The organism is Nocardiopsis sp. CNZ308, assembly GCF_004217075.1.
Genome location: NZ_SHKJ01000001.1, coordinates 3,425,877 through 3,448,061, shown reverse-complemented (window position 1 = coordinate 3,448,061; position 22,185 = coordinate 3,425,877). Strand labels below are relative to the sequence as shown.

At 72.5% G+C, this 22,185-nt stretch carries 14 protein-coding genes; 5 read left to right on the top strand and 9 right to left on the bottom strand.

From position 1 onward, the window contains the following. Positions 1-7: 7 nt before the first annotated feature. From EV372_RS15055 to gatB, 3 genes are all read right to left on the bottom strand, one after another. A complete protein-coding gene (locus tag EV372_RS15055; protein ID WP_130396490.1) occupies positions 8-1,768 on the bottom strand; it encodes an acetolactate synthase large subunit in 1,761 nt (586 codons plus the stop codon). 821 nt (positions 1,769-2,589) lie between these two features. After that, a complete protein-coding gene (locus EV372_RS15045; RefSeq protein WP_130398933.1) occupies positions 2,590-5,295 on the bottom strand; it encodes an EAL domain-containing protein in 2,706 nt (901 codons plus the stop codon). Between the two features lie 471 nt (positions 5,296-5,766). Next, positions 5,767-7,263, bottom strand: a complete 1,497-nt coding sequence (gene gatB, locus EV372_RS15040) for an Asp-tRNA(Asn)/Glu-tRNA(Gln) amidotransferase subunit GatB (RefSeq protein WP_130396489.1) — start codon at positions 7,261-7,263, stop codon at positions 5,767-5,769. A 298-nt stretch (positions 7,264-7,561) separates the two neighbouring features. On the opposite strand from gatB, the gene EV372_RS15035 reads away from it, so the two are divergent. The 5 genes from EV372_RS15035 (at position 7,562) to EV372_RS15015 (ending at position 13,455) form a co-directional block, all read left to right on the top strand. Further along, positions 7,562-8,731 (top strand): thioester domain-containing protein, encoded by a 1,170-nt coding sequence (locus EV372_RS15035; protein WP_130396488.1) that lies wholly within the window; start codon positions 7,562-7,564, stop codon positions 8,729-8,731. Positions 8,732-9,142: 411 nt separating this feature from the next. Then, positions 9,143-10,366, top strand: coding sequence for a thioester domain-containing protein (locus EV372_RS15030; protein WP_130396487.1), 1,224 nt, complete (start codon positions 9,143-9,145; stop codon positions 10,364-10,366). A 249-nt stretch (positions 10,367-10,615) separates the two neighbouring features. Beyond that, positions 10,616-10,861: a hypothetical protein gene (locus tag EV372_RS15025; protein WP_013151223.1), complete on the top strand. Its 246-nt coding sequence runs from the start codon at positions 10,616-10,618 to the stop codon at positions 10,859-10,861. Continuing rightward, positions 10,858-11,796, top strand: coding sequence for an SRPBCC family protein (locus tag EV372_RS15020; protein ID WP_130396486.1), 939 nt, complete (start codon positions 10,858-10,860; stop codon positions 11,794-11,796). The genes EV372_RS15025 and EV372_RS15020 overlap by 4 nt, the downstream gene beginning before the upstream one ends. 420 nt (positions 11,797-12,216) lie before the next feature. Then, the gene (locus EV372_RS15015; protein ID WP_130396485.1) at positions 12,217-13,455 is read left to right on the top strand and encodes a thioester domain-containing protein; all 1,239 of its coding nucleotides are present in this window, start codon (positions 12,217-12,219) and stop codon (positions 13,453-13,455) included. A gap of 253 nt (positions 13,456-13,708) precedes the next feature. Here the strand turns inward: EV372_RS15015 and gatA are convergent, their stop codons facing one another. The 6 genes from gatA to EV372_RS14985 form a co-directional block, all read right to left on the bottom strand. Beyond that, complete coding sequence (gatA, locus tag EV372_RS15010) at positions 13,709-15,208, bottom strand: Asp-tRNA(Asn)/Glu-tRNA(Gln) amidotransferase subunit GatA (protein WP_130396484.1); 1,500 nt, start codon at positions 15,206-15,208, stop codon at positions 13,709-13,711. Positions 15,209-15,210: 2 nt separating this feature from the next. Then, positions 15,211-15,510, bottom strand: a complete 300-nt coding sequence (gatC, locus tag EV372_RS15005) for an Asp-tRNA(Asn)/Glu-tRNA(Gln) amidotransferase subunit GatC (RefSeq protein WP_013151219.1) — start codon at positions 15,508-15,510, stop codon at positions 15,211-15,213. 144 nt (positions 15,511-15,654) lie between these two features. Next, positions 15,655-17,703, bottom strand: a complete 2,049-nt coding sequence (locus EV372_RS15000; protein ID WP_130396483.1) for a putative bifunctional diguanylate cyclase/phosphodiesterase — start codon at positions 17,701-17,703, stop codon at positions 15,655-15,657. Positions 17,704-18,011: 308 nt separating this feature from the next. Beyond that, positions 18,012-20,384: an NAD-dependent DNA ligase LigA gene (ligA, locus tag EV372_RS14995; RefSeq protein WP_130396482.1), complete on the bottom strand. Its 2,373-nt coding sequence runs from the start codon at positions 20,382-20,384 to the stop codon at positions 18,012-18,014. Positions 20,385-20,424: 40 nt separating this feature from the next. Beyond that, the gene (locus EV372_RS14990) at positions 20,425-21,468 is read right to left on the bottom strand and encodes a methionine synthase (protein WP_130396481.1); all 1,044 of its coding nucleotides are present in this window, start codon (positions 21,466-21,468) and stop codon (positions 20,425-20,427) included. Between the two features lie 37 nt (positions 21,469-21,505). Next, positions 21,506-22,057 (bottom strand): DedA family protein, encoded by a 552-nt coding sequence (locus tag EV372_RS14985; RefSeq protein ID WP_130396480.1) that lies wholly within the window; start codon positions 22,055-22,057, stop codon positions 21,506-21,508. Positions 22,058-22,185: the final 128 nt, after the last annotated feature.

The window sequence follows — 22,185 nt, the reverse complement described above, 5'->3', positions numbered from 1 at the left end:
GTTCCTCTTAGTCCTCGTGTTCCCAGTTCGGCGCCATGTCGCGCGCGTACTGGATGTTGTCGTTGCTGACGCCGGGGCCGACCATCGGCCAGACCATGGCGTCGTGGTTGACGGTGAAGTCCACGACGACGGGGGCGTCGTCGATCGCCATGGCCTTCTCGATGGTGGCGTCGATGTCCTCGGCTCGCTCGCAGCGCAGGCCGACACAACCGTACGCCTCCGCGAGGCGGACGAAGTCGGGGATGCGGACCTTCTCGTCGCGCGGGGAGGTCTGGAGGTCGGTGTTGGAGTAGCGGCCCTCGTAGAACAGGGTCTGCCACTGGCGGACCATGCCCAGGTTGCCGTTGTTGACCACGGCGACCTTGACCGGGATGCCCTCGATCGCGCAGGTGGCCAGTTCCTGGTTGGTCATCTGGAAGCAGCCGTCGCCGTCGACCGACCACACGGTCCGGTCGGGGTCGCCGACCTTGGCGCCGAGCGCGGCGGGGACGGAGAAGCCCATGGTGCCCAGGCCGCCGGAGTTGACGAAGGAGCCGGGGCGCTCGTAGTCGATGAACTGGGCGGCCCACATCTGGTGCTGGCCCACGCCCGCGACGTAGGTGGCCTCCGGGCCGACGACCTTGCCCAGGCGCTCGATGACGGCCTGCGGGGACAGGCTGCCGTCCTCGGGTGCCTCGTAACCCTTGGGGTAGGTGTTGCGCAGGCGGTTGAGCTGCTGCCACCAGGCCGCGTAGTCGCCCTGGCGGCCCTTCTCCTGGTCGGCGCGCACGGCCACGACCAGGTCGGCGAGGACCTCGCGGCAGTCGCCGACGATGGGCACGTCGGCGTGGCGGTTCTTGGAGATCTCGGCCGGGTCGATGTCGGCGTGGACGATCTTGGCGTCGGGGGCGAAGCTGTCCAGGCGTCCGGTGACGCGGTCGTCGAAGCGCGCGCCCAGGGCGACGATGAGGTCGGCCTTCTGGAGGGCGCCGACGGCGGCGACGTCGCCGTGCATGCCGGGCATGCCCACCGACTGCGGGTGGCTGTCGGGGAAGACGCCGCGGGCCATCAGGGTGGAGACGACGGGGGCGCCGGTGAGCTCGGCCAGGACGCGCAGCTCGGCGGAGGCGCCGGCGCGCAGGACGCCGCCGCCGACGTAGAACACCGGGCGCCGGGCCTCGGCGATCATGCGGGCGGCCTCGCGGACCTGCTTGCCGTGCGGCTTGGTGACCGGGCGGTAGCCGGGCAGTTCGAGGCGCTCGGGCCAGACGAACTCGGCGGAGTTCTGCAGGGCGTCCTTGGAGATGTCGACCAGGACGGGGCCGGGGCGTCCGCTGGAGGCGATGTGGAAGGCCTCGGCGACGATCCGCGGGATCTCGCGCACGTCCTTGACCAGGAAGTTGTGCTTGGTGATCGGCATGGTGATGCCGCAGATGTCGGCTTCCTGGAAGGCGTCGGTGCCGATCATCGGGGAGGCGACCTGGCCGGTGATGGCGACCATCGGGACCGAGTCCATGTGCGCGTCGGCGAGCGGGGTGACCAGGTTGGTGGCGCCGGGCCCGCTGGTGGCCATGCACACCCCCGGACGGCCGGTGGCGTAGGCGTAGCCCTCGGCGGCGTGACCGGCCCCCTGCTCGTGGCGCATGAGGATGTGGCGCACCTTGGCCGAGTCGTAGAGCGGGTCGTAGGCCGGGAGGATGGCGCCGCCGGGAATCCCGAAGACAGTGTCAACGCCGACCTGTTCCAGCGACCTGATCAGCGATTGGGCGCCGGTCATCTGCTCGGTCATCTCAAGATCCTTCAGCGAGGGTCAGAGCGGCACGGGGGCTCTGGCCTGGTGGGTCTGACTCTGGGCCTGGCAATAAAAAAACCCCCACCGCCGACGGCGGTTGAGGGGTGGCGCGCAGCAGAGGAAACTCAGCGGGCTGCGCGCCGACCAAGTACGAGAATCAGGGAGTTGCTCTGCATGCTGACCACATTGGCCGACGGAGAGGGCACCCGTCAACCAGAACGACATATTGTCTCATATATTGAGACGGCAATGTCAGCATGCGGCCTCACCCGATGACGTGACAACCCCTGCGAACTGGGCGAATACTGACAAGTCACCCCGGTTTCGTGTGACGCACACCGCACGGGCGGCGGCCGGGGTCCGGGGAGTGGAACGGAGCGCGCGGTCAGCGCGCGTCCGTCCCCGACCGTTCGGGGGAAGAGGTCCTCCGCGCTGTCGGCCTTCGCCGCCCGGCGGACCCACCGGTTCAGCTCGTCGAGGTCCGAGGACGCGTCGACCCGCTCGCGTACCTGGTTCGACACCGCGATCCCCCGGGAGTCCAACGCACCCGGGACCGCCTCGATCCGGCCCTGGATCCGGCCCTCTCGGAAGGGGCGGCCGATCAGTTCGGTCCGGAACTCGTAGTCACGCACGGCCATGACCTCCTCCAGGGAGCTTGGGGACGGAGCCGAGGCACGAGGCCCTCCAGGGCCGCGGTCAGGGCCTCCAGAGCGTCCTTGTCGCCGGTCGGGTTCGAGGCCGGAGCGAGGAAGGTCAGCACCGGGTGCGCCGCCGCCGCGCTCTGGTCGGTGACGGGTTCGGGCCCGAAGGGATGTTCCCTACAGGCTGACCCCGGCCTCGCCGCCGACGAGCGACTCCACACCGCTCGCGGGCATGGGCCGGGCCACCAGGAACCCCTGGCCGTGGTCGCAGCCCATGGCGCGCAGCTGCTCCAGCTGCTCGGAGCGCTCGATGCCCTCGGCCACCACCTGCACGCCCAGGTCGCGCCCCAGCTGGATGATCGTGTGCGTGAGCAGCGTGACCGTGTCGTCGCGGCCCAGGTCCGCCACGAACGACGGGTCGATCTTGATCGCGTCCACGCTCAGCCTGCGCAGGTGCGCCAGGGACGCGTAGCCCATCCCGTAGTCGTCGATGGCCAGCCGCACGCCCAGCTCGCGCAGCTCGCCCAGGCGCTGCACGGCCTCCCCGCCGTCGTCGAGCAGGACCTCCTCGTCCACCTCCAGGGTCAGCACCTCGGCCGGAAGCCCCGACTCGGCGAGGACCCCCGCCACCGACTCCACGAAGCGCGGCGACAGCACCTGCTTGACCGACAGGTTCACCGACAGGCCGATGTCCCAGTCCGAGAGCCGCCACACCGCGACCTTCTCGCAGGCCTCGCGCAGGATCCGCTCGCCCAGCGGCACGATCAGACCCGACTCCTCGGCCGCGCCGATGAAGTCCTCGGGGCCGACCCTCTCGCCGTCGCGGTCCCAGCGCACCAGCGCCTCCACCGAGGTCACCTGGGAGCTGCCCAGGTCCACGACGGGCTGGTACTCCAGGAAGAACTCGTCCTTGACCAGCGCCTCGCGCAGGCGGATCTGGAGCTCCAGGCGCGAGACCACCGTGTCGTGCATGTGCGCGGCGTACACCTCCACGTGGCCCGCCCCGCGCTCCTTGGCGCGGGTCATGGCCACGTCGGCGTTGCGCAGCAGCTCGCCGCTGTCGGTGACCTGCTCGGCGAAGGCCACGCCGATGCTGGCGGTCAGCATGATGTCCCGGTCGGCGACCGGGAACGGCTCCGAGGCGATCACCCTCCCCAGGCGCTCGGCCAGGTCCACCACCCGCTGGACCCGGGACACGTTCTCGACCAGCACCGCGAACTCGTCGCCGCCCCAGCGCGCCAGGGTCGCGTCGGAGTCCACCTCGCCGCGCAGCCTGCGGGCCGCCTGTCCGAGCAGGTGGTCGCCGCGCACGTGCCCGGCGGAGTCGTTGACCGCCGTGAACCCGTCCAGGTCCAGGAAGATCACCGCGACCTCGCCCGCGGGCTCCTCGTTGATCACCCGGTGCGCCAGGACGTCGCTGGCCCGCTCCTCCAGGTAGGCGCGGTTGGGCAGGCCGGTCACACCGTCGTGGAACGTCAGGTGCTCCACCTCGTCCTGGAGCGCCACCTGCGCGCTGATGTCGCGGGTGGTCACCAGCAGCCGGTCGGGCTCACCGGGCTGCTCGTACAGGGACATGGTGGACTCGGTGTGCCGCCAGGTCCCGTCGGCCGCCCGCACCCGCAGCCGCATGTGCACCCCCTGCGCGCCGCGCTCGGAGAACAGGTCGGTGACGGCCTTGGTGCGCCCCAGGTCCTCGGGGTGGATGAGCGCGGTGACGGGGGCGGCGAGCACGTCGTCGAGACGGTAGCCGAAGGCCTCGGCCGTGCCCGGGCTGACGTAGTTCACGCCGCCGTCGCGGTCCAGCACGAGGATGACGTCGCCGCTGTTGCGCGCCAGCTCGTGGAAGTGGACCTCGCGGTTGCGCACCATCCGGGAGAGCGTGGCGTTCTCCTCCAGCATGCCCACCATGCGCACCAGGAGCACCACCACCGCGGTGCCCGCGGCCAGCGGCAGCACCGGCGCCACCCCGACCAGGCGGACCCCCGCCACGGTCAGCACCACGGCGGCCACGAACACGGCGCCGATCGCGGCGAGTTCGGGCGCGAACCGGTAGAGCCCCCGGCCGGTGATCCGGCGCGGATCGGTGCCGGGCCGGTGCTCCACGAGCCACGGCAGGGCCCCCAGCAGGGCGAAGCCCAGGAACCTGACCGGGTGTTCGACCCCGCCGAGGACGGGCGGTCCGGTCAGGCGGGTGAGCGCGCCGAGGATGTCCGCCCCGGCGATGACGATGAGGGCGCCGATGGCCACCAGCACCGCGCGCCGTGTGCTGTGCGGCGACATGAAGACCAGCGGCACGAGCAGGCACAGCACGACGATGTCGGCGACCGGGTAGACCAGGGCGAAGCCGAGGAACCCGGCGCCCTCCCCGAGTTCCTGGTAGAGCGGGGAGAACAGCAGCAGCCAGACCACGGAGAAGACCGCGGCGGCGCACACGTAGCTGTCGGTGACGTGGCGCACGGCGGTCCGCAGGCCGCCCGGCCACGGCGCGAACTTGGTGAAACCGATCACGAAGAGTGGCAGGGCCGCGAGGGCGAAGAGGTCACCCAGAGTGAGCGACAGTGCCGTGGCGGAGCTGAACAGGCGGATCAGACCGTGAGTGACGCCACCCGCGCACCAGGCGAGCGCGGCGAAGCCGAGGTGGCGCAGGGCGGAGGGCCCGTCCGCGCCGTCGGCGTGGGCGTCCCGGTCGGCGCCGGTGGCCGCCCAGCGGCGCGAGGCGTAGAGCAGCGACAGTCCGGCGGCCCCGGCCGCGACGGACGTGGGCCACTCGCCGAGCGCGGCGGTCACGCTGTCCTGCGCGGAGGGGACGAGGGTCCCCACCAGGTAGAGCAGGAACAGCGCCACCAGGGCCACGATCCACAGGCGGCGTGCCCGGGTTCCCATCACCGACCTCCCAGTGGGCGCGTCACGGTCGACGCGGCGTCCTGCCGCGGTCACGCTCTCTCCTCGGACATGGAGCACCCACCTCGCGTCGTTCGAGTCCGGGCGCGGCACAGCACCCGGCACCGCGTCTGCCGCCCAGGATCTCGCGGGACTGGGACGGGCCCGGTGGCGGAACGGCCCGGGGGACCGTACACGTCCCCGTGCGTCGCAACCCTACGCAACCAAGGTCACACAGCGATTGAGGACCGGATGAGAGATGACGACGGAACCATCACCCACAGTGATGTCCGTCTCCCGCCCTCCCGCCTAACCGGCGGCCCACGGCCCACGCAGGGTGCCACCCGGCACCGACAGAACGGGACGAACCGGGTGGCGGACAGCACGCCCCCCGGAACGGCCGTCCGCCGCGGGGGACGGACGAAGGGCACCGGGCACACGGGCCCGGTGCCGTACGGAGGCCGCCGTAACGGATCAGCTCGCGCCGAGTTTGGCCAGGATGAGCTCGCGGGCGCGTCCCGCGTCGGCCTGGCCCCGGGTCGCCTTCATCACGGCGCCCACCAGGGCGCCGGCCGCGGCGACCTTGCCGCCGCGCACCTTGTCGGCCGCGTCGGGGTTGGCGGCGATGGCCTGGTCCACGGCCGCGCCGAGGGCTCCGTCGTCGCTGACCACCTTGAGGCCGCGGGCCTCGACCACGGCGTCGGGCTCGCCCTCACCGGCCAGCACGCCCTCCACCACCTGGCGGGCGAGCTTGTTGGTGAGCGTGCCCTCGGCGACCAGGGCGATGACGCGCGCGACCTGCGCCGGGGTGATGGGCAGGGCGGCCAGCTCCACCTCCTGCTCGGTGGCGCGGCGCGACAGCTCGTTGAGCCACAGCTTGCGGGCCTCGGCCGACGGGGCGCCCTCGGCCACGGTCGCCGCGACCAGGTCGATGGCGTCGGCGTTGACCAGGTCGCGCAACTCGGTGTCGGTGAGGTCCCACTCGGCGCGGATCCGGGCGCGCTTGGCGGCGGGCAGCTCCGGCAGGGTGGCGCGCAGCTCCTCCACCCACTCCTCGGAGGGCGCGACGGGCACCAGGTCGGGGTCGGGGAAGTAGCGGTAGTCCTGCGCCTCCTCCTTGGAGCGGCCGGAGATGCTGCGGCCGGTGTTCTCCTGGAAGTGGCGGGTCTCCTGCACGACCCTCTGCCCCGCGTCGAGCACGCCCGCCTGGCGCTCGATCTCCGAGCGCACGGCCCGCTCGACCGAGCGCAGGGAGTTGACGTTCTTGGTCTCGCTGCGGGTGCCCCACTCCGAGGCGCCGCGCGGGTTGATGGAGACGTTGACGTCGCAGCGCATGGAGCCCTCCTCCATGCGCACGTCGGAGATGCCCAGGGAGCGGACCAGGTCGCGCAGCTCGGCGGCGTAGGCGCGGGCCACCAGGGGCGCCAGGTCGCCGGTGCCGGTGACGGGCCTGGTCACGATCTCCAGCAGCGGGATGCCCGCGCGGTTGTAGTCGACGATGGAGTAGTCGGCGCCGTGGATGCGGCCGGTGGCCCCGCCCACGTGGGAGGTCTTGCCGGTGTCCTCCTCCATGTGGACCCGCTCGATGTCCACGCGGAACACGCGGGGGCCGTCGGGGGTGTCGACGGTGACGTCGAGGTGGCCGTCGACGCAGATCGGCTCGTCGTACTGGGAGATCTGGTAGTTCTTCGGCATGTCCGGATAGAAGTAGTTCTTCCGGGCGAACCTGCCCCAGGGGGCGATGGAGCAGTTCAGCGCCAGGCCCAGCCGGATGGCGCCCTCGACCGCCTTCTCGTTGACGACCGGCAGGGAGCCGGGCAGCGCCAGGCAGACCGGGCACACCTGCGTGTTGGGGTCGGCGCCGAACGCGGTGGGGCAGGAGCAGAACATCTTGGAGGCGGTGCCCAGCTCGATGTGGGTCTCCAGGCCGAGCACGGGCTCGTACCTGGCCAGTGCCTGCTCGTAGGCCACCGGCGCAGGACCGCTGTTCGTGGCAGAACTGGGACGTACCGCGTGGGCCATCGCCGCAAACCCGCTTCCGTAGACGACATACCTTCCAGCTCAGCCTACCGAGCGCGCGGGAGTGGGGTGCCCGACAGCGGAGTCACGGCCGGGTCACCGGACATCACGGCCAGTACACGATTGGGACGCTGTCAGGGGAATATCCGCTGCCACCGGGTGCCGGACCGTTAGTCTGGGTGGCCCAGGAAGACGATTTCGCCGGCGGCCCCGCACTGCGGCCGCCGCCTTCTCACGGGAGCGCACGAGCATGTCCGGCATCCTGCGTCGGTACGCCGCGCTGCTTTCCACCTCGGCCCTGATCGGCACCCTGCTGGGCGCCCCGGCCGCCAGCGCCGACGACTTCTCACGTGTGGACCGCGACCCCGTCGTGGGCGCGCCGCTCGTGCTCGCCGACGGCCGGGAGGCCGACACGGCGCTGTTCAGCCTGCGCGTGGCCGAACACGCCTCGGTCCGGGCCTACACAGTGACCGCGGACGAGGAGGTCCACCCGTACGCGGCCTACGTGGAGTCAGCGTGGTCGGACGTTCCGGAGTGGACCGAAACCCCGCAGGAAACGGATCCCGCCGACCGGGCGGACTGGATCGTCTCCCATTCCTATCCGACGGTCGGCCTGGAGTCCCTGCTGGAGGGGAGCGACCTGCCCCGGTTGGACGAGGCACGGGCGATCGCGGGCACCCAGGCCGCCCTGTGGCACGTGCTGGAGGGGGTGCGACCGGACCCCGGCGCCAACGACCCGGGCGTCATGGCGCTGTACGACCACCTGGTGGAGGGCAGCGCGTCCGCACCGGACAACACCGTCTCCCGGTCCCTGGCGGTGTCGCCGTCCCACGTGGAGGCGGTCGCCCCCGAGGAGCCGCTGGGGCCGTTGACCGTGCACAGCTCCGGAGCGGAACCGGTGTCGGTGTCGGTGCGCGGCGCCCCGGCGTCGTGGCTGGTCGACGCGGACGGGGAGCAGGTCACGCAGATGGGCGACGGCGAGCGGGTCTTCCTGGACGTGGACCCGTCGGTCCCGGCGGGCGTGGCGACCCTGCACCTGCACGGCCGGGACCTCCCGCTGCCGCAGGGGCGCCTGTTCACCGGCAGGGACGGCGTGCGCACCCGGTCCCTGGTGACCGCGGAGGCGGGTTCGGCGACGAGTTCGGCCACCGCGACGTTCACGTGGCACCCGGAGCAGACCGAGGAGCCGGTGGCCCGGACGAGCCCGGAGCCCGTCCCGGAGGAGGAGCCCCCCGCCCCCGAGGAGGCCGTCGAGGACGAGGTTCCCGCCGAGGAGGTATCTCCCACAGCGGAGGACCGAATCCCTGAGGACGATCTGGCCCTCACCGGCACCTGGCTGTCCGGTCTGCTGGTCATCGCGGGGGCCCTGGTGGTATCCGGCCTGATCATCCTGGTTGTGGGACGTAAACGACGCGACTGAGCGCGGTGGAGGACGCGGAACTCCCGCTTTCGTTGCATAGCTTTTGGACATAATGCGGATCTACCTGCGAGGGATTTTTTCCTGCCCGTATTCGGTCACATTTTCCGTGAACCAGCTTGGAAGTAGCGAAGGGGATCGCTAGTATCAGGCGAGCGTTGGCCCCCACGGCGAGCGCGACCGGCTCCCGCGTCACAGCGAGCCCCACCGGAAGATCGCGCCCACCCCACACGGCGCCACGATCCGACCCCGACGTGGTGACCCCCCGGAACGGGTGAACGCAGCAGGCGGCACCGGTTTTTCCCTCCGGCGACCGTCGCACCGTGGCCACCGCTGTCCGTCCCATCGGTTCCCGTCGTCCTTTGGGCGGACATCCTTCCATCCGGTTACCCCTAGAACACACCGGGACACAATTTGAGTATCTCCTCCCTCCCCCGCACCGTCGGCCGTACCGGCCTGGCGGCCACCGCAGCCGCGTTCCTGGCCTTCGGCCTGGCCGCCCCGGCGGCCGCGGACCCCGTGGAGACCTATGAGGGCTCCGCCCGCGCGCAGTACGTCGGCAACGCCGAGGAAGGCAGCGACGTCGCGACCAGCGGCGGCACCATCGGCACCAGCCTCTTCACCCTGAAGCTCGAAGACGGCAACGTCCTGACGACGTACTGCATCGACTTCGAGACCAACATCCGCGGCGGCGCCTGGTACCGCGAGGACGACTGGGCCAACTACCCCGGCAAGGGCGAGTTCGCCGCGCCCGCCAAGGTCCACTGGATCCTGCAGCACGCCTACCCGGCTCTGAGCGCCGAGGAGCTGGGCGCGGCCGCCGGTGTCGAGGGCCTGAGCCAGCGGGACGCCCTGGGCGCCACCCAGGCCGCGATCTGGCACTTCAGCAATGGCGTGAACCTCAAGGAGCAGGGCAACTCCGAGGCCGTCAGGGCGGTCTACACCTACCTGATCGAGAACGCCGAGGAGCTGCCGCAGACCGCCGAGCCCGCCCCGGCCCTGAGCATCACCCCGGGCACGGCCTCCGGCACCGCCGGCGAGACCGTCGGTGAGTTCCTCATCCAGACCAACGCCAGCTCCATCCCGGTGGACCTCCAGGCCCCCGAGGGCGTCACGCTGGTCGACCTGGAGACCGGCGAGGCCGTCACCGAGGTCAGCAGCGGTGACACCGTCGGCTTCGCAGTCCCGGCCGACGCCGAGGCGGGCCAGGCCAGCTTCTCCCTGGAGGCCAGCGCGACCGTCGCGACCGGCCGCCTGTTCAAGGGTGAGGCCAAGGAGCCGACCCAGACCCTGATCACCGCGGAGGGCGGCCGGACCACCGTGTCCGCGTCCGCCTCGGCCGACTGGACCGTGGGCGGCGGTGAGACCCCGCCGGAGTCCCCGGAGCCCAGCGAGCCGGAGTCCCCCGAGCCCAGCGAGCCCGAGAGCCCGGAGCCGACCCCGAGCGACAAGCCCTCCGAGCCCGCCGACAAGCCGTCCGAGCCCGCCGACGACCAGAACGAGCCGACCCTGCCGGTGACCGGTGGCGCGCTCGCTGGCCTGGTCGCCGCCGGTGTGGCCGCCCTGGGCGCCGGTGGTGGCGCCATCTACCTGAGCCGCAAGCGCAAGGCCGCGGGCAGCCAGGACCTGGAGGGCTAACACCCCTCCCGCCGTCCGAGGACGGTGGAGCCTGAGGGCCCGTTTCCGTGGGAGACCACGGAAGCGGGCCCTTCGCGTTGTCCGGCGGGGACGGCGGACGGCCGTGCCCCGGGACGGCCCCGGAAGGGTTCGGGGCACCGGATCCGCCTGTCGCGCGGGGGCGCTCCGGCACGCGAGCAACCCGGGTTGACAACATGAGGGTGCGCAACCTAGGTTGACAACCGTAGTCGCGCAACCTAGGTTGACGCCATGGATGCGGTACAGCTGGCGGCCACCGCCTCGGACACCTCGACCCCCGTGCAGGGGCTGCGCGCCGTCGCCTCCCTGCGCGCGGTGGTCGACTCTCTGGAGCTACGGCAGGTCGAACAGGCGCTGCGGTCGGGCGAGTCATGGAGCTCCATCGCCGCCGCGCTCGGAGTGACCCGTCAGGCCGTCCACAAGAAGTACGGAAAACGGTTGAGCCACATCGAAGCAGCCAAGAGGGGACAACGATGACGAAACCGTCGGCGAAACGGAGCATCCTCAACAGGGGCTTCGACCGGATCGCGATCTCCGGGGCCGCGAGCCGCGAGGCCGCCCGCGCGGGCCACACCGAAGTCGGCTTCGAGCACCTGTTCCTGGGAGTGCTGGTCACCGGCGGGCCGGGGGCCCGCCTGCTCATGGACTCCGGGGTGGGCCTGGCCGAGGCGCGCGCGGCGATCGACGGGCTCCTCCGCGAGGACCTCGCCCTGTTGGGCGTCGACGTCACCGTTCCTGCCCCGTCCGACGAGGAGGAGAAGGGATGGCTCCGGTTCACTCCCCGCTTGGAGGAGATCGAGTACGACGTCCCGCTGGCCGGGGGCGACGCGGCCCTGCTCACGGCGCTGATCGACGACGAGGGCGGCCGGGTGCGACGGGTCCTGGACCGGCTGGGCGCGGACACCGACCGGATCCGGCGCGACCTCGGCGCGCTGGCGGAGGGTCCGCAGGCCCCGGAGCCGTCCCCGGCGGACGGCGACGACACCGCCGAACAGCCGCCCGAGGGGTGGGAGTACACGAAGTACGACCTCGAGGTGCCCGTGGCGGCCGACCGGGTGTGGGGACTGGTCAGCGACCCGGAGCGCCGGGGCGAGTGGAATCCGGCCTCCGGTTCGTCGCGGCAGCTCGGGGACGGCGTCGTGGAGCTGACCAACAGACTCACGGAGGACGCGGTCAGGGAGTCGATCACGCACAGCGTGCCCGGCCGTGAGGTCACCTGGACGCAGGAGGGCAGCGAACGCGCGCTGCGGATCCTCATCGAACCGCTGGGGGAGCGCTCCAGGCTGCGCCTGCGCTGGTCCTGGCGCAACGGCCTGAAGCACCGGGTCATCGCCAACCGCGTAGTCAAGTGGATCGCCTGGCAGAACGTCCGGGGGCACGCCCAGTCCATCGCCCAGGCCGCCGCGTCGTAGCGGGCCCCGGCGGGTGTGGGTCCGGGCCCGTGTCGCCGGGACGCGCGCTGCCGGAACCCGTACCGCCGGGGTCCGGGCCCCCGCCCAGGGGGAGCACGCCAGAGGGAGCACACCGGCCCCGGTGGTCGGGCCGCCCTAGGGGTGCGGGCGGCCCGGGCCGCCGGGGACGGCGTCCGGGACCTGCCCGAGGGAACGGGAGCCCCGGGTGTTCCTCGGGCACGGGCTCCTCGTGGCCTCCGGGAACGAACCCGTCACGTTCTCCCGGAATTCATGTCCTCCACGCAGGAAGCGGACAACCCGGTAGGAGGGCTCGACGTCCTCTCTGTGAACTCCCATGGGACCAACCAGTCCGCCGCCCGGTGTTCCGGCCCCGGTGAAAGACCCGGTTGGCTCCTCTTGAGACCACCCACAGGAAAAGACGTGACGTACGTGTCCCTCCCCCATTCCGTCGGGCGCGCGACTCTCGCCGCCTCCGCCGCCGCGCTCCTCGCCTTCGGGCTCGCCGCCCCGGCCTCCGCCGACCCGGTGGAGACCTACGAGGGCTCCGTCCGCGCCCAGTACCCCGCCACCGCCGCGTCCGGCGTGGACGTTCGGATCAACGGTGAGATGGAGAGCACGAGTCTCTTCGACCTCCGGTTGGAGAACGGCACCGCCCTCACCGCCTACTGCATCGACCTCGAGACCAGGATCAAGGACAACGCCTGGTACCTGGAGGACGACTGGGCGAACTACCCGGGCAGGGGCGACTTCGCCGAGCCGGGCAAGGTGCACTGGATCCTCCAGAACAGCTACCCGACCATCAGCGCCGCCCAGCTCGCCGAGAACGCGGGGCTGAATCGGGGCAACGCCCGCCACTTCGGTGATGAAGAGGCGATCGCCGCCACCCAGGCCGCCATCTGGCACTTCAGCAACGGCGCCGAGGTGACCGCGAACGACCCGAACGGCGTCAGGGCGGTCTACGACTACCTGGTCGGGGAAGCCCAGGACCTCCCGCAGGAGCCCGGCCCGACCCTGAGCGTCACCCCGGGCGAGGCCTCCGGCAGCGCGGGCGAGACGATCGGCGAGTTCCTCGTCGAGACCAGCGACGCGGACGGCATCGAGGTCAGCGTCCAGGCCCCCGAGGGTGTCGAGGTCGAGCTGGTCAACCTGGAGACCGGCCAGCCCGTCACCACGGTCAACAACGGTGACACCGTCGGCCTGGCCGTTCCGGAGGGCGCGGCGGAGGGCACCGCCTCCTTCTCCCTGGAGACCACGGCCACCGTGCAGTCCGGCCGCCTGTTCAAGGGCGAGGAGGAGTACCAGCCGACCCAGACGCTGATCACCGCCGAGGACAGCGAGGTCACCGTCTCCGCCTCGGCCTCGGTCTCCTGGACCGGCGGCGGCGAGACCCCGCCCCCCACGGAGGAGCCGAGCGAGGAGCCCTCCGAGGAGCCGAGCGAGCCCGAGAGCCCGGAGCCGAGCCCGAGCGACGAGCCCTCCGAGCCCGTCGACAAGCCGTCCGAGCCCGCCGACGACCAGAACGAGCCCAGCCTGCCGGTGACCGGTGGCGCGCTCGCCGGCCTGGTCGCCGCCGGTGTGGCCGCGCTCGGCGCGGGCGGCGCCGCCCTCTACCTGAGCCGCAGGCGCAAGGCCGCCAACGGTCAGGACCTGGAGGGCTAGTCCCCTTCCGGCCGCCGCGGGGCGGTCGTGACCGGGGCCCGTCACGTGGTGTTCCACGGGGCGGGCCCCCGGTTGTGCGCCGTCCCGCGTCGCGGGGGCAGCACGAAGCCAGGAGCCCCTGGGGACCCCCGATATCCACGTTAGGGCCGTGCGCGGACGCCGCGCCAGACCCGGTTCGGGCCTGTGGACAGAGCGCCCGCCGCCCCTCGCGGGGACGGCGGGCGCTCGACGGTTCCGCTGCGGCCGCTGGCTCCTAGCGGGCGACCGCGTAGGGGCTGCGGGCCAGCAGGTCGCCGTCGCGCTCGGTCAGCGCGCGCTCGACCGCGGCCGCGACCCGGTAGGTGCGGTCGTCGGCCAGGGGCGGGGCCATGATCTGGAAGCCGACGGGCAGGCCGTCCTCCGGGGCCAGGCCGCACGGCACCGACAGCGACGCGTTCCCGGCCAGGTTGGACGGGATCGTGCACAGGTCGGCCAGGTACATGGCCATCGGGTCCTCGGCGCGCTCGCCGATCGGGAACGCCGTGGTCGGTGTCGTCGGCGAGACCAGCACGTCCACGTTCTCGAACGCGGCGTCGAAGTCGCGCTTGATCAGCGTGCGCACCTGCTGGGCGCTGCCGTAGTAGGCGTCGTAGTAGCCGCTCGACAGGGCGTAGGTGCCCAGCATGATGCGGCGCTTGACCTCGGGGCCGAAGCCCTGGGCCCGGGTCAGCGACATGACCTCCTCGGCGCTGCGCGTGCCGTCGTCGCCCACCCGCAGGCCGTAGCGCATGGCGTCGAAGCGGGCGAGGTTGGACGAGCACTCGCTGGGCGCGATGAGGTAGTACGCCGACAGGGCGGCGTCGAAGCTCGGGCAGGACAGCTCCACGATCTTCGCGCCCAGGGACTCCAGCAGCTCCAGCGTCTCGTGGAAGCGCTGGCGCACGCCCGGCTGGAAGCCGTCGCTGTCCAGCTCGCTGACCACGCCCACGCGCAGGCCCTCGACGTCGCCCAGGCGGGCGGCGTCCACGACCGCCGGGACCGGGGCGTCGATGGAGGTGGAGTCACGCGGGTCGTGCCCGGAGAAGGCCTCGTGGAGCAGGGCGGCGTCGAGCACGTTGCGCGCGAAGGGGCCCGGGGTGTCCAGGGAGGAGGCGAAGGCGATCATCCCGTAGCGGGAGGAGCCGCCGTAGGTGGGCTTGGCGCCGACCAGGCCGCACACGGCGGCGGGCTGGCGGATGGAGCCGCCGGTGTCGGTGCCGGTGGCCAGGGGCGCCTCGAACGCGGCCACGGCCGCGGAGGAGCCGCCGGAGGAGCCGCCCGGGATGCGGTCGGTGTCCCACGGGTTGCGGGTGACCTTGTAGGCGGAGTTCTCCGTGGAGGAGCCCATGGCGAACTCGTCCATGTTGGTCTTGCCCAGGATGACCAGCCCGGCCTCGCGCAGGCGCGCGGTGACGGTGGCGTCGTAGGGCGGCTGCCAGCCCTCGAGGATCTTCGAGGCGGCGGTGGTGGGCATGTCCTTGGTGGTGAACACGTCCTTGTGGGCGACCGGGACACCGGCGAGCGGGCCCAGCTCCTCACCGGCGGCGCGGCGGGCGTCCACCGCGCGGGCCTGCTCCAGCGCGGTCTCGCGGCGCACGTGCAGGAAGGCGTTGATCTCGCCGTCCACGGACTCGATCCGGTCCAGGTAGGCGGTGGTGGCCTCCTCGGAGGTCACCCGTCCCTCCCGGATGGCCTCGCCGAGCTCGGCGGCGGTCAGGCTGATGACGTCGCTCACCGCTACTCACCCTCCCCGAGGATCCGCGGAACCCGGAAGCGCTGGTCCTCCACCGCCGGGGCACCGGCCAGTGCCTGGTCGTGGGCGAGGCCGGGCCTGGCCTCGTCGGGGCGGTAGACGTTGGTCAGCGGCAGGGCGTGCGAGCTGGGCGGGATGTCGCCCTGGGCGACCTCCTGCACCTTGGCCACGGCGGTCAGGATGTCACCGAGCTGGGCGGCGAGCGTGTCGAGCTCGCTCTCGTCGAGCGCCAGCCGCGACAACCGTGCGAGGTGCGCGACCTCATCGCGGGTGATGGCGGTCATGGAATGCGAACCGTTTCTTCGGCGGAAGGACTATCGGGACCAATCCTATGGCTCCGGGGCCGGTCCCGGCGCCGGTCGGTCCGCGAACGCCGGTCGGCCGACCGGCGCGGGCCCCGGGGTCGGCGCCGCTCGGCGGTTCCCCGGTCAGACGCGGGTGCCGGCCGCGGTCCCGCCGTCGCGGGCGGCGACCCAGTCGGCGACCTCCCGCGCGGTCAGCGGCGCGGAGAAGTGGTGGCCCTGGGCGGCGTGGCAGCCGGTGTCGCGGGCGGCGCGGGCGAGTTCGCCGCTCTGGACGCCCTCGGCGGTGGCGCGCATGCCCAGCGCCTTGACCAGGGCGATGGCCGCGCGGACGACGGTGTGGCCGTTGTCGGTCCGGTCGACCAGGCGGGCGGTGAAGGACTCGTGGATCTTGACCTCGTCCAGGGGCAGGCCGGCGAGCTGGGCGAGGGTGAAGTGGCCGGTGCCGAAGTCGTCCAGGGACAGGCCGACGCCGAGGTCGCGCAGGCGGCGGACGGCCGCGGTGGCGCCCTCGGTGTCGGTGATCAGCGCGTGCTCGCCGATCTCCAGGACCAGCCGGTCGGCCGGTACGCCGTGCTCGCGCAGCGCGGAGGCGACGGTGGCGGGCAGCGCTGGGTCGAGCAGTTCGCGCACGCCGAGGTTGACGGCGACGGGCAGGTCGAGGCCCTCGGCGTGCCAACCGGCGGCGCGGGCCAGGGTGATGTCCAGGACCTGGCCGGTGAAGGCGCGCAGCAGGTTGGACTGCTCCACGACCGGCATGAACTCCTCGGGGGTGAGCAGCCCGCGGCTGGGGTGGCGCCAGCGGGCCAGGGCCTCCAGGCCGATGGGGCGTTCGTCGCCCAGGTCGACCTTGGGCTGGTAGTGCATCTCCAGGGCGCCCTCGGACAGGCCGCGGCGCAGTTCGGTGTACAGGCTGAGCCGGGCGGTGGAGTTGCGGTCCTTGCCGGGGTCGTAGGACTCCACACCGGTGCGGTCGGCCTTGGCGACGTACATGGCGACGTCGGCGCGCTGCATGAGGAGCGCGAAGTCGGGTGCGTCGTGGGGGTGCAGGGCGATGCCGATGCTGGCCTGGAGGTCGAAGTCCATGCCGTCCAGGCGGACCGGTTCGGCGAGGGCGCCGCGCAGCCGGAAGGCCACCTCGCACGCGGAGGCGCTGTCGCGGACCTGGGGCAGCAGGACGGCGAACTCGTCCCCGCCCAGGCGGGAGACGAGGTCTCCGGGTCGGACGCTGTGGGTGAGCCTGCGCGCGACGGTCTGGAGGAGGCGGTCGCCGGTGGGGTGGCCCAGGGTGTCGTTGACCTCCTTGAACCGGTCGAGGTCGAGCAGGAGCAGGCCGACACTGCCGCCGCGCTGCTGGGCGTGGACGATCTCCTCGCGGGCGCGGAGGGTGAGGAGCTTGCGGTTGGCCAGGCCGGTGAGCTCGTCGTGGTTGGCCTGGTGGTCGCGTTGGACCGACAGCATGGCGCTCGTGTAGAGCGCGCCGAGCGGGAGCGCGAACAGCGGGACGTAGAGCACCGAGTGGGTCGCGGCCACGACCACGAGCGGGGCGAGGCTGAGCAGGACGCCGTTGACGTGCACCTGCTGGGCCAGGCCCTTGGACATGACCTGCCGCAGGGGCACGCGTTCGTGCATGGCCACCGCGCACAGGACCAGGACGCGGTTGACCGCGAAGTAGCCCGCCCCGGCGAGGGCGACGGTCAGGAGTTCGCCCGCGGCGGGCAGCCACGTGCCCTGGACCGCTCCGGGCAGCAGGAGGCGCAGGACGGCGTCGGCGACGCCGAGCGAGAGCGTGTACTGGGCGGCGTTGAAGGCGATGCGGTGGGGGGCGTGGCCGCGCGCGAACCCGGAGACCGCGGTGGCGGTGACCTGGGCCAGGGCGGCCACGGGCAGGCCGTGCAGGATGACGAGCGCGAGGGAGAAGGGCAGCGAGGTGGGCACTCCGTCGCCGGGCGCCTGGCCGGGGAGGGTGAGGGGACGCAGTTCGCCGAGGACGATCATGCACAGCAGAACCCAGGTGAGCGGTTCGACGGCGAGAGCGCGCAGCTCGTCCGTGCGCAGGCCGAGTCCGGAGACGAGGAGCAGGACCGCCCCGGCGGCCGTGGCGCCCAGCATGTACAGCCAGAGCGGTGTCCCGACCCGGGGACCGATGTCCCTTGTGCTGTTGGGATCCTTCATGCCTGGTCCTTGCGAGGGGGCCGCGGAGTACGGCGGCGCCGGACGGCGCCGCCGCTCCTGCTCGGGGTTCCCGGCACCCGGCCACCCCTCATGGCCGAATTCCGGTTTCGGATACACCCGCATCCTGTGCGTTGCTGTCCACCTTACGCGGTTTCGTCACCAACTGTCGCCTGTCGGGAACTATCAGTTAACCAAGGCGGGGCTGCGTGTGGTGAGAGATCCCCAAAAAGGTACGCGGGTCCGACACGGCCGCGGGCCCGGTACGCCCCGGGTTCCGCGGCCGTGGTCGGCGGGTGCGGCCCGTGCCCTCAGGCCTCGCCCCTGACGGCCTCCTCGGTGTCGGCGGCGGTTTCGGCCGCTCCGGTTTCGGCTGTTCCGGGGACGGCGCCGGTCCCGGTCGCGCCCTCGGCCCCCGTGGTGCCGGCCTCGGCGTCCTCGGTCCCGTGCTCCTGTGGCGCGGGGTTGACCCGCATGGCCTCGGCCGCCTCGGGACCGGCCTCCAGCAGGACGCGGAAGCCCTCCTCGTCCAGGACCGGCACCCCCAGCTTGACGGCCTTGTCGTACTTGGAGCCGGGGCTGTCGCCGACCACCACGAAACCGGTCTTCTTGGACACCGACGCCGTGGCCCGGCCACCGCGCTCGGCGATCGCCTCCTTGGCCCCGTCGCGGCTGAAGCCCTCCAGGGATCCGGTCACCACCACGGTGACCCCCTCCAGGTGGCGCGGCCTGGAGCCGTCGTCCTCGTCCTCCATGCGCACCCCGGCGTCGGCCCACTTGCGGACGATCTCGGCGTGCCAGTCCACCGAGAACCACTCGCGGATGGAGGCGGCGATGGTCGGTCCGACACCGTCGACCGCGGCCAGCTCCTCCTCGCTGGCCGCGCGGATGGCGTCCATGGAGCGGAAGTGGCGGGCCAGGTCCTCCGCCGCGCGCGGACCCACGTGCCGGATGGACAGCGCCACCAGCACCCGCCACAGCGGCTTGGACTTGGCCTCCTCCAGCTGCTCGAAGAGCTTCTCGACCGTCTTCTTGGGCTCGCCCTTCTTGTTGGCGAAGAAGGACACCACCTTGGGCTCGCCGGTCTTGGGGTCGGTCTTGGGCTCGGTGGTGTCGGGGTCGAGCACGTGGGTGCGGATGGGCAGCAGCATGTCGACGGTGAGGTCGAACAGGTCGCCCTCGTCGCGCACCGGCGGCCGGGCGGGCTCCAGCGGCTGGGTGAGGGCGGTGGCGGCCACGTAGCCCAGCGCCTCGATGTCCAGGGCCTTGCGGCTGGCCACGAAGAACAGTCGCTCGCGCAGCTGGCCCGGGCAGGAGCGGGCGTTGGGGCAGCGCAGGTCGACGTCGCCCTCCTTCTGCTGGCCGAGCGTGCTGCCGCACTCGGGGCAGGACTCGGGCATGGCGAAGGCCCGCTCGGTGCCGTCGCGGCGGTCGAGCACCGGGGCGACGATCTCGGGGATGACGTCGCCCGCCTTGCGCAGCACGACGGTGTCGCCGATGAGCACGCCCTTGCGCTCGACCTCGCGCGCGTTGTGCAGGGTGGCGAACTCGACCTCGGACCCGGCCACGACCACCGGCTCCATGACCCCGTAGGGGGTGACGCGCCCGGTGCGGCCCACGCCCACCTTGATGTCGAGCAGGCGGGTGGTGACCTCCTCGGGCGGGTACTTGTAGGCGATCGCCCAGCGCGGGACGCGGCTGGTGGAGCCCAGGCGCCGCTGGAGGGCGAAGTCGTCGACCTTGATGACGATGCCGTCGATCTCGTAGGCGGGCTCGTGGCGGTGGGCCGCGTAGTGGGCCACGTACTCGCGGACCTCGTCCATGGTGGTGACGACCCGGTAGCGGTCGCTGAGCGGCAGCCCCCACTCCCCCAGCAGCCGGTAGGCCTGCGACTGGCTGGTGAAGGCCACCTCCCCGCCGCCGTCCGGCGCACCGCTCCCGCCGCTTCCGCTTCCCCCCGCGGGAACATAGGCGCCCACACCGTGCACGATCATCGACAGCGGCCGGGTGGCGGTGACGCGGGGGTCCTTCTGGCGCAGCGAACCGGCGGCGGCGTTGCGGGGGTTGGCGAAGGGGGTGTGCTCGCCCGAGGCGGTGATGCGCTCGTTGAGCCTGCGGAAGTCCTCCACCGGCAGGAAGACCTCGCCGCGCACCTCCAGCAGCTCGGGGGCGGGGCGCACGCTCTCGTCCAGGCGCTCGGGGACGACCCCGATGGTGCGCACGTTGAGGGTGATGTCCTCGCCGACGCGGCCGTCGCCGCGGGTGGCGGCGCGCACGAGGCGGCCCTTCTCGTACACCAGGTCCACGGCCAGGCCGTCGATCTTGAGCTCGCACAGGTAGCCGTTGACGGGCACCTCGGCGCTGGCCCGGTCGGCCCAGGCGTTGAGCTCGTCGACGTTGAAGGCGTTGCCCAGGCTCTCCATCCGCACCAGGTGCTCGACCGCGGCGAAGTCCACGCTGATGGGCGCGCCGACCTTCTGCGTGGGCGAGTCCTGGGTGGCCAGGGCGGGGTAGGAGTCCTCGATGCCGACCAGCTCACGCATGAGGGTGTCGTACTCGGCGTCGGAGATCACCGGTGTGCCCAGGTAGTACCGGTAACTGTGGTCGTCCAGGTCCTGGCACAGCTCGGTGTGCCGGGCGCGAACCTCGTCGGGGATGTCGGTGGTGGTGTCGGGCGCGCTCACTCGGTACCTTTCTCGCTCTCGTGCTCGCCTGCTGCGGGCGCTACCTTCGGGGTTCGTCCCGCAGGACCCGGGCACCGGCTCGGGAGGCGTTCAGGGCCGCCCTCGCGTGGCCGGGTGAGGCGCCCGCCAGCCCGCACGTGGGCGTGGTGACCACCGCGCGGGAGAGCAGGTCGGGGGAGAATCCCAGCCGGTTCCACAACTCGCGAACAGGATCGACAGTAGCGGCGGGGTCGGACATTCGGGCGGTCCGCGCGGGCTCGGCGTCGTCGCTGGAGGGGACCACGCCGAGCAGGAGCCCGGTGCCCGCCTCCACGGCCGTGCCGACCGTCTCGTCGTGGTCGCGGGTGAGGAGGAGGGCGTTGAGGCTCAGCGCGCGGGCGCCGCTGCGGCGCAGCAGGTCGACGGGGACTCCGGGGGCGCAGCAGTGCGCGGCGGGGACGGCCCCGGTGGCGTCGATCACGGCGAAGAGGACGCGCAGGGTGGCCTCGACGCGCACCCGGTCGACGGCGGGCAGGCGGCCGTAGCCGCTGGCGGTGGGCAGGGCGCCGAGCAGGACGGCGGGCAGGGAGGGTTCGTCGACCTGGACGAGGAGCCGGGCGCCGGGGACCCTCCTGCGGACCTCGCCCAGGTGCGCCAGGACGCCCTCCAGGTGGGACTCGGCCAGGTCGCGGCAGGCCCCGGGGTCGGAGACCAGGCGCTGGCCGTTGCGCAGTTCGACCGACGCGGCCAGGGTCCACGGCCCGGCGACCTGCACCTTGAGGGTGCCGGTGAAGTCGTGCGCGTGCTCGGTGAGGGCGTCGAGGTCGTAGGACATGAGGCTGGCCGCGCGGCCCAGGTCGCGTCCGGGGCTGTCGGCGACCCGCCAGCCGCTGGGCTGGACCTGTACGGGGAACTCCACCAGGAGGCCGCAGGTGCGGCCGACCATGTCGGCGCCGACGCCGCGCGCGGGCAGCTCGGGCAAGTGCGGCAGGTCGGGGAGTTCGCCGAGGACCGTGCGCATCGCCTCGTCGGGGTCCTCGCCCGGCCAGGACCCGACCCCGGTGGAGGACGCCGCGGGCCAGGGGTAGGGGTGCTGTTCGCTCACATCGCCCAAGGTTAGGGCAACGCGCCCCTGTCAGGCGCTACCGTCGGGGCGCGCCGGGCCGACCCGCGGAGGCGCGGTGGGCGTCGGCGGCGTCCTCGGGCTCCTCGGAGGCCTCTTCGGCGGCGCGGGAGCGGCGGGCGCGCAGCACCATCACGGCCACGACCGCCGCGGCCAGCGCGGCCACGCCCAGGGCCGCCCACGGCGAGTCCAGGAACAGGGAGAACCAGGTGCCCACCAAGCCGCCGATGACCACGCCCCACAGGCCCGCCCAGATCAGCGAGCCGACGAACATCGCGGCGAGGTAGCGCGGGAAGCGCATGCGCATCGCGCCCGCGGCGAGGTTGACGGCGGTCTGCACGCCGACGGTGCAAAAGCTCAGGGTGACCACGGGCGCGCCGTAGCGGTCGATGCGCCGCCGGGCGGCGTCCAGACGGGGGCCGAGTCTGGCGCCCATACGGCTGCGGGTCACCCCGGCGCCCAGGCCCCGGCCGATCCAGTACGTGGCCTGGGCACGGCACAGGACCACGCCGAGCAGCGTGAAGTAGACGATCCAGAACGGCTGGCCGTCGAGGAAATCGAACTCCGGCATGGGCAGGCCCCCTCACCTCGCCCCGCAACTATGCTATGCCTTACCTAAGTTCGGCAAGGGATCGCGGGCGACGAACCAGGTGGGACAGCCCACTCCGCCGCCGCGCCCCCGGATGGCACGTCCCCGCG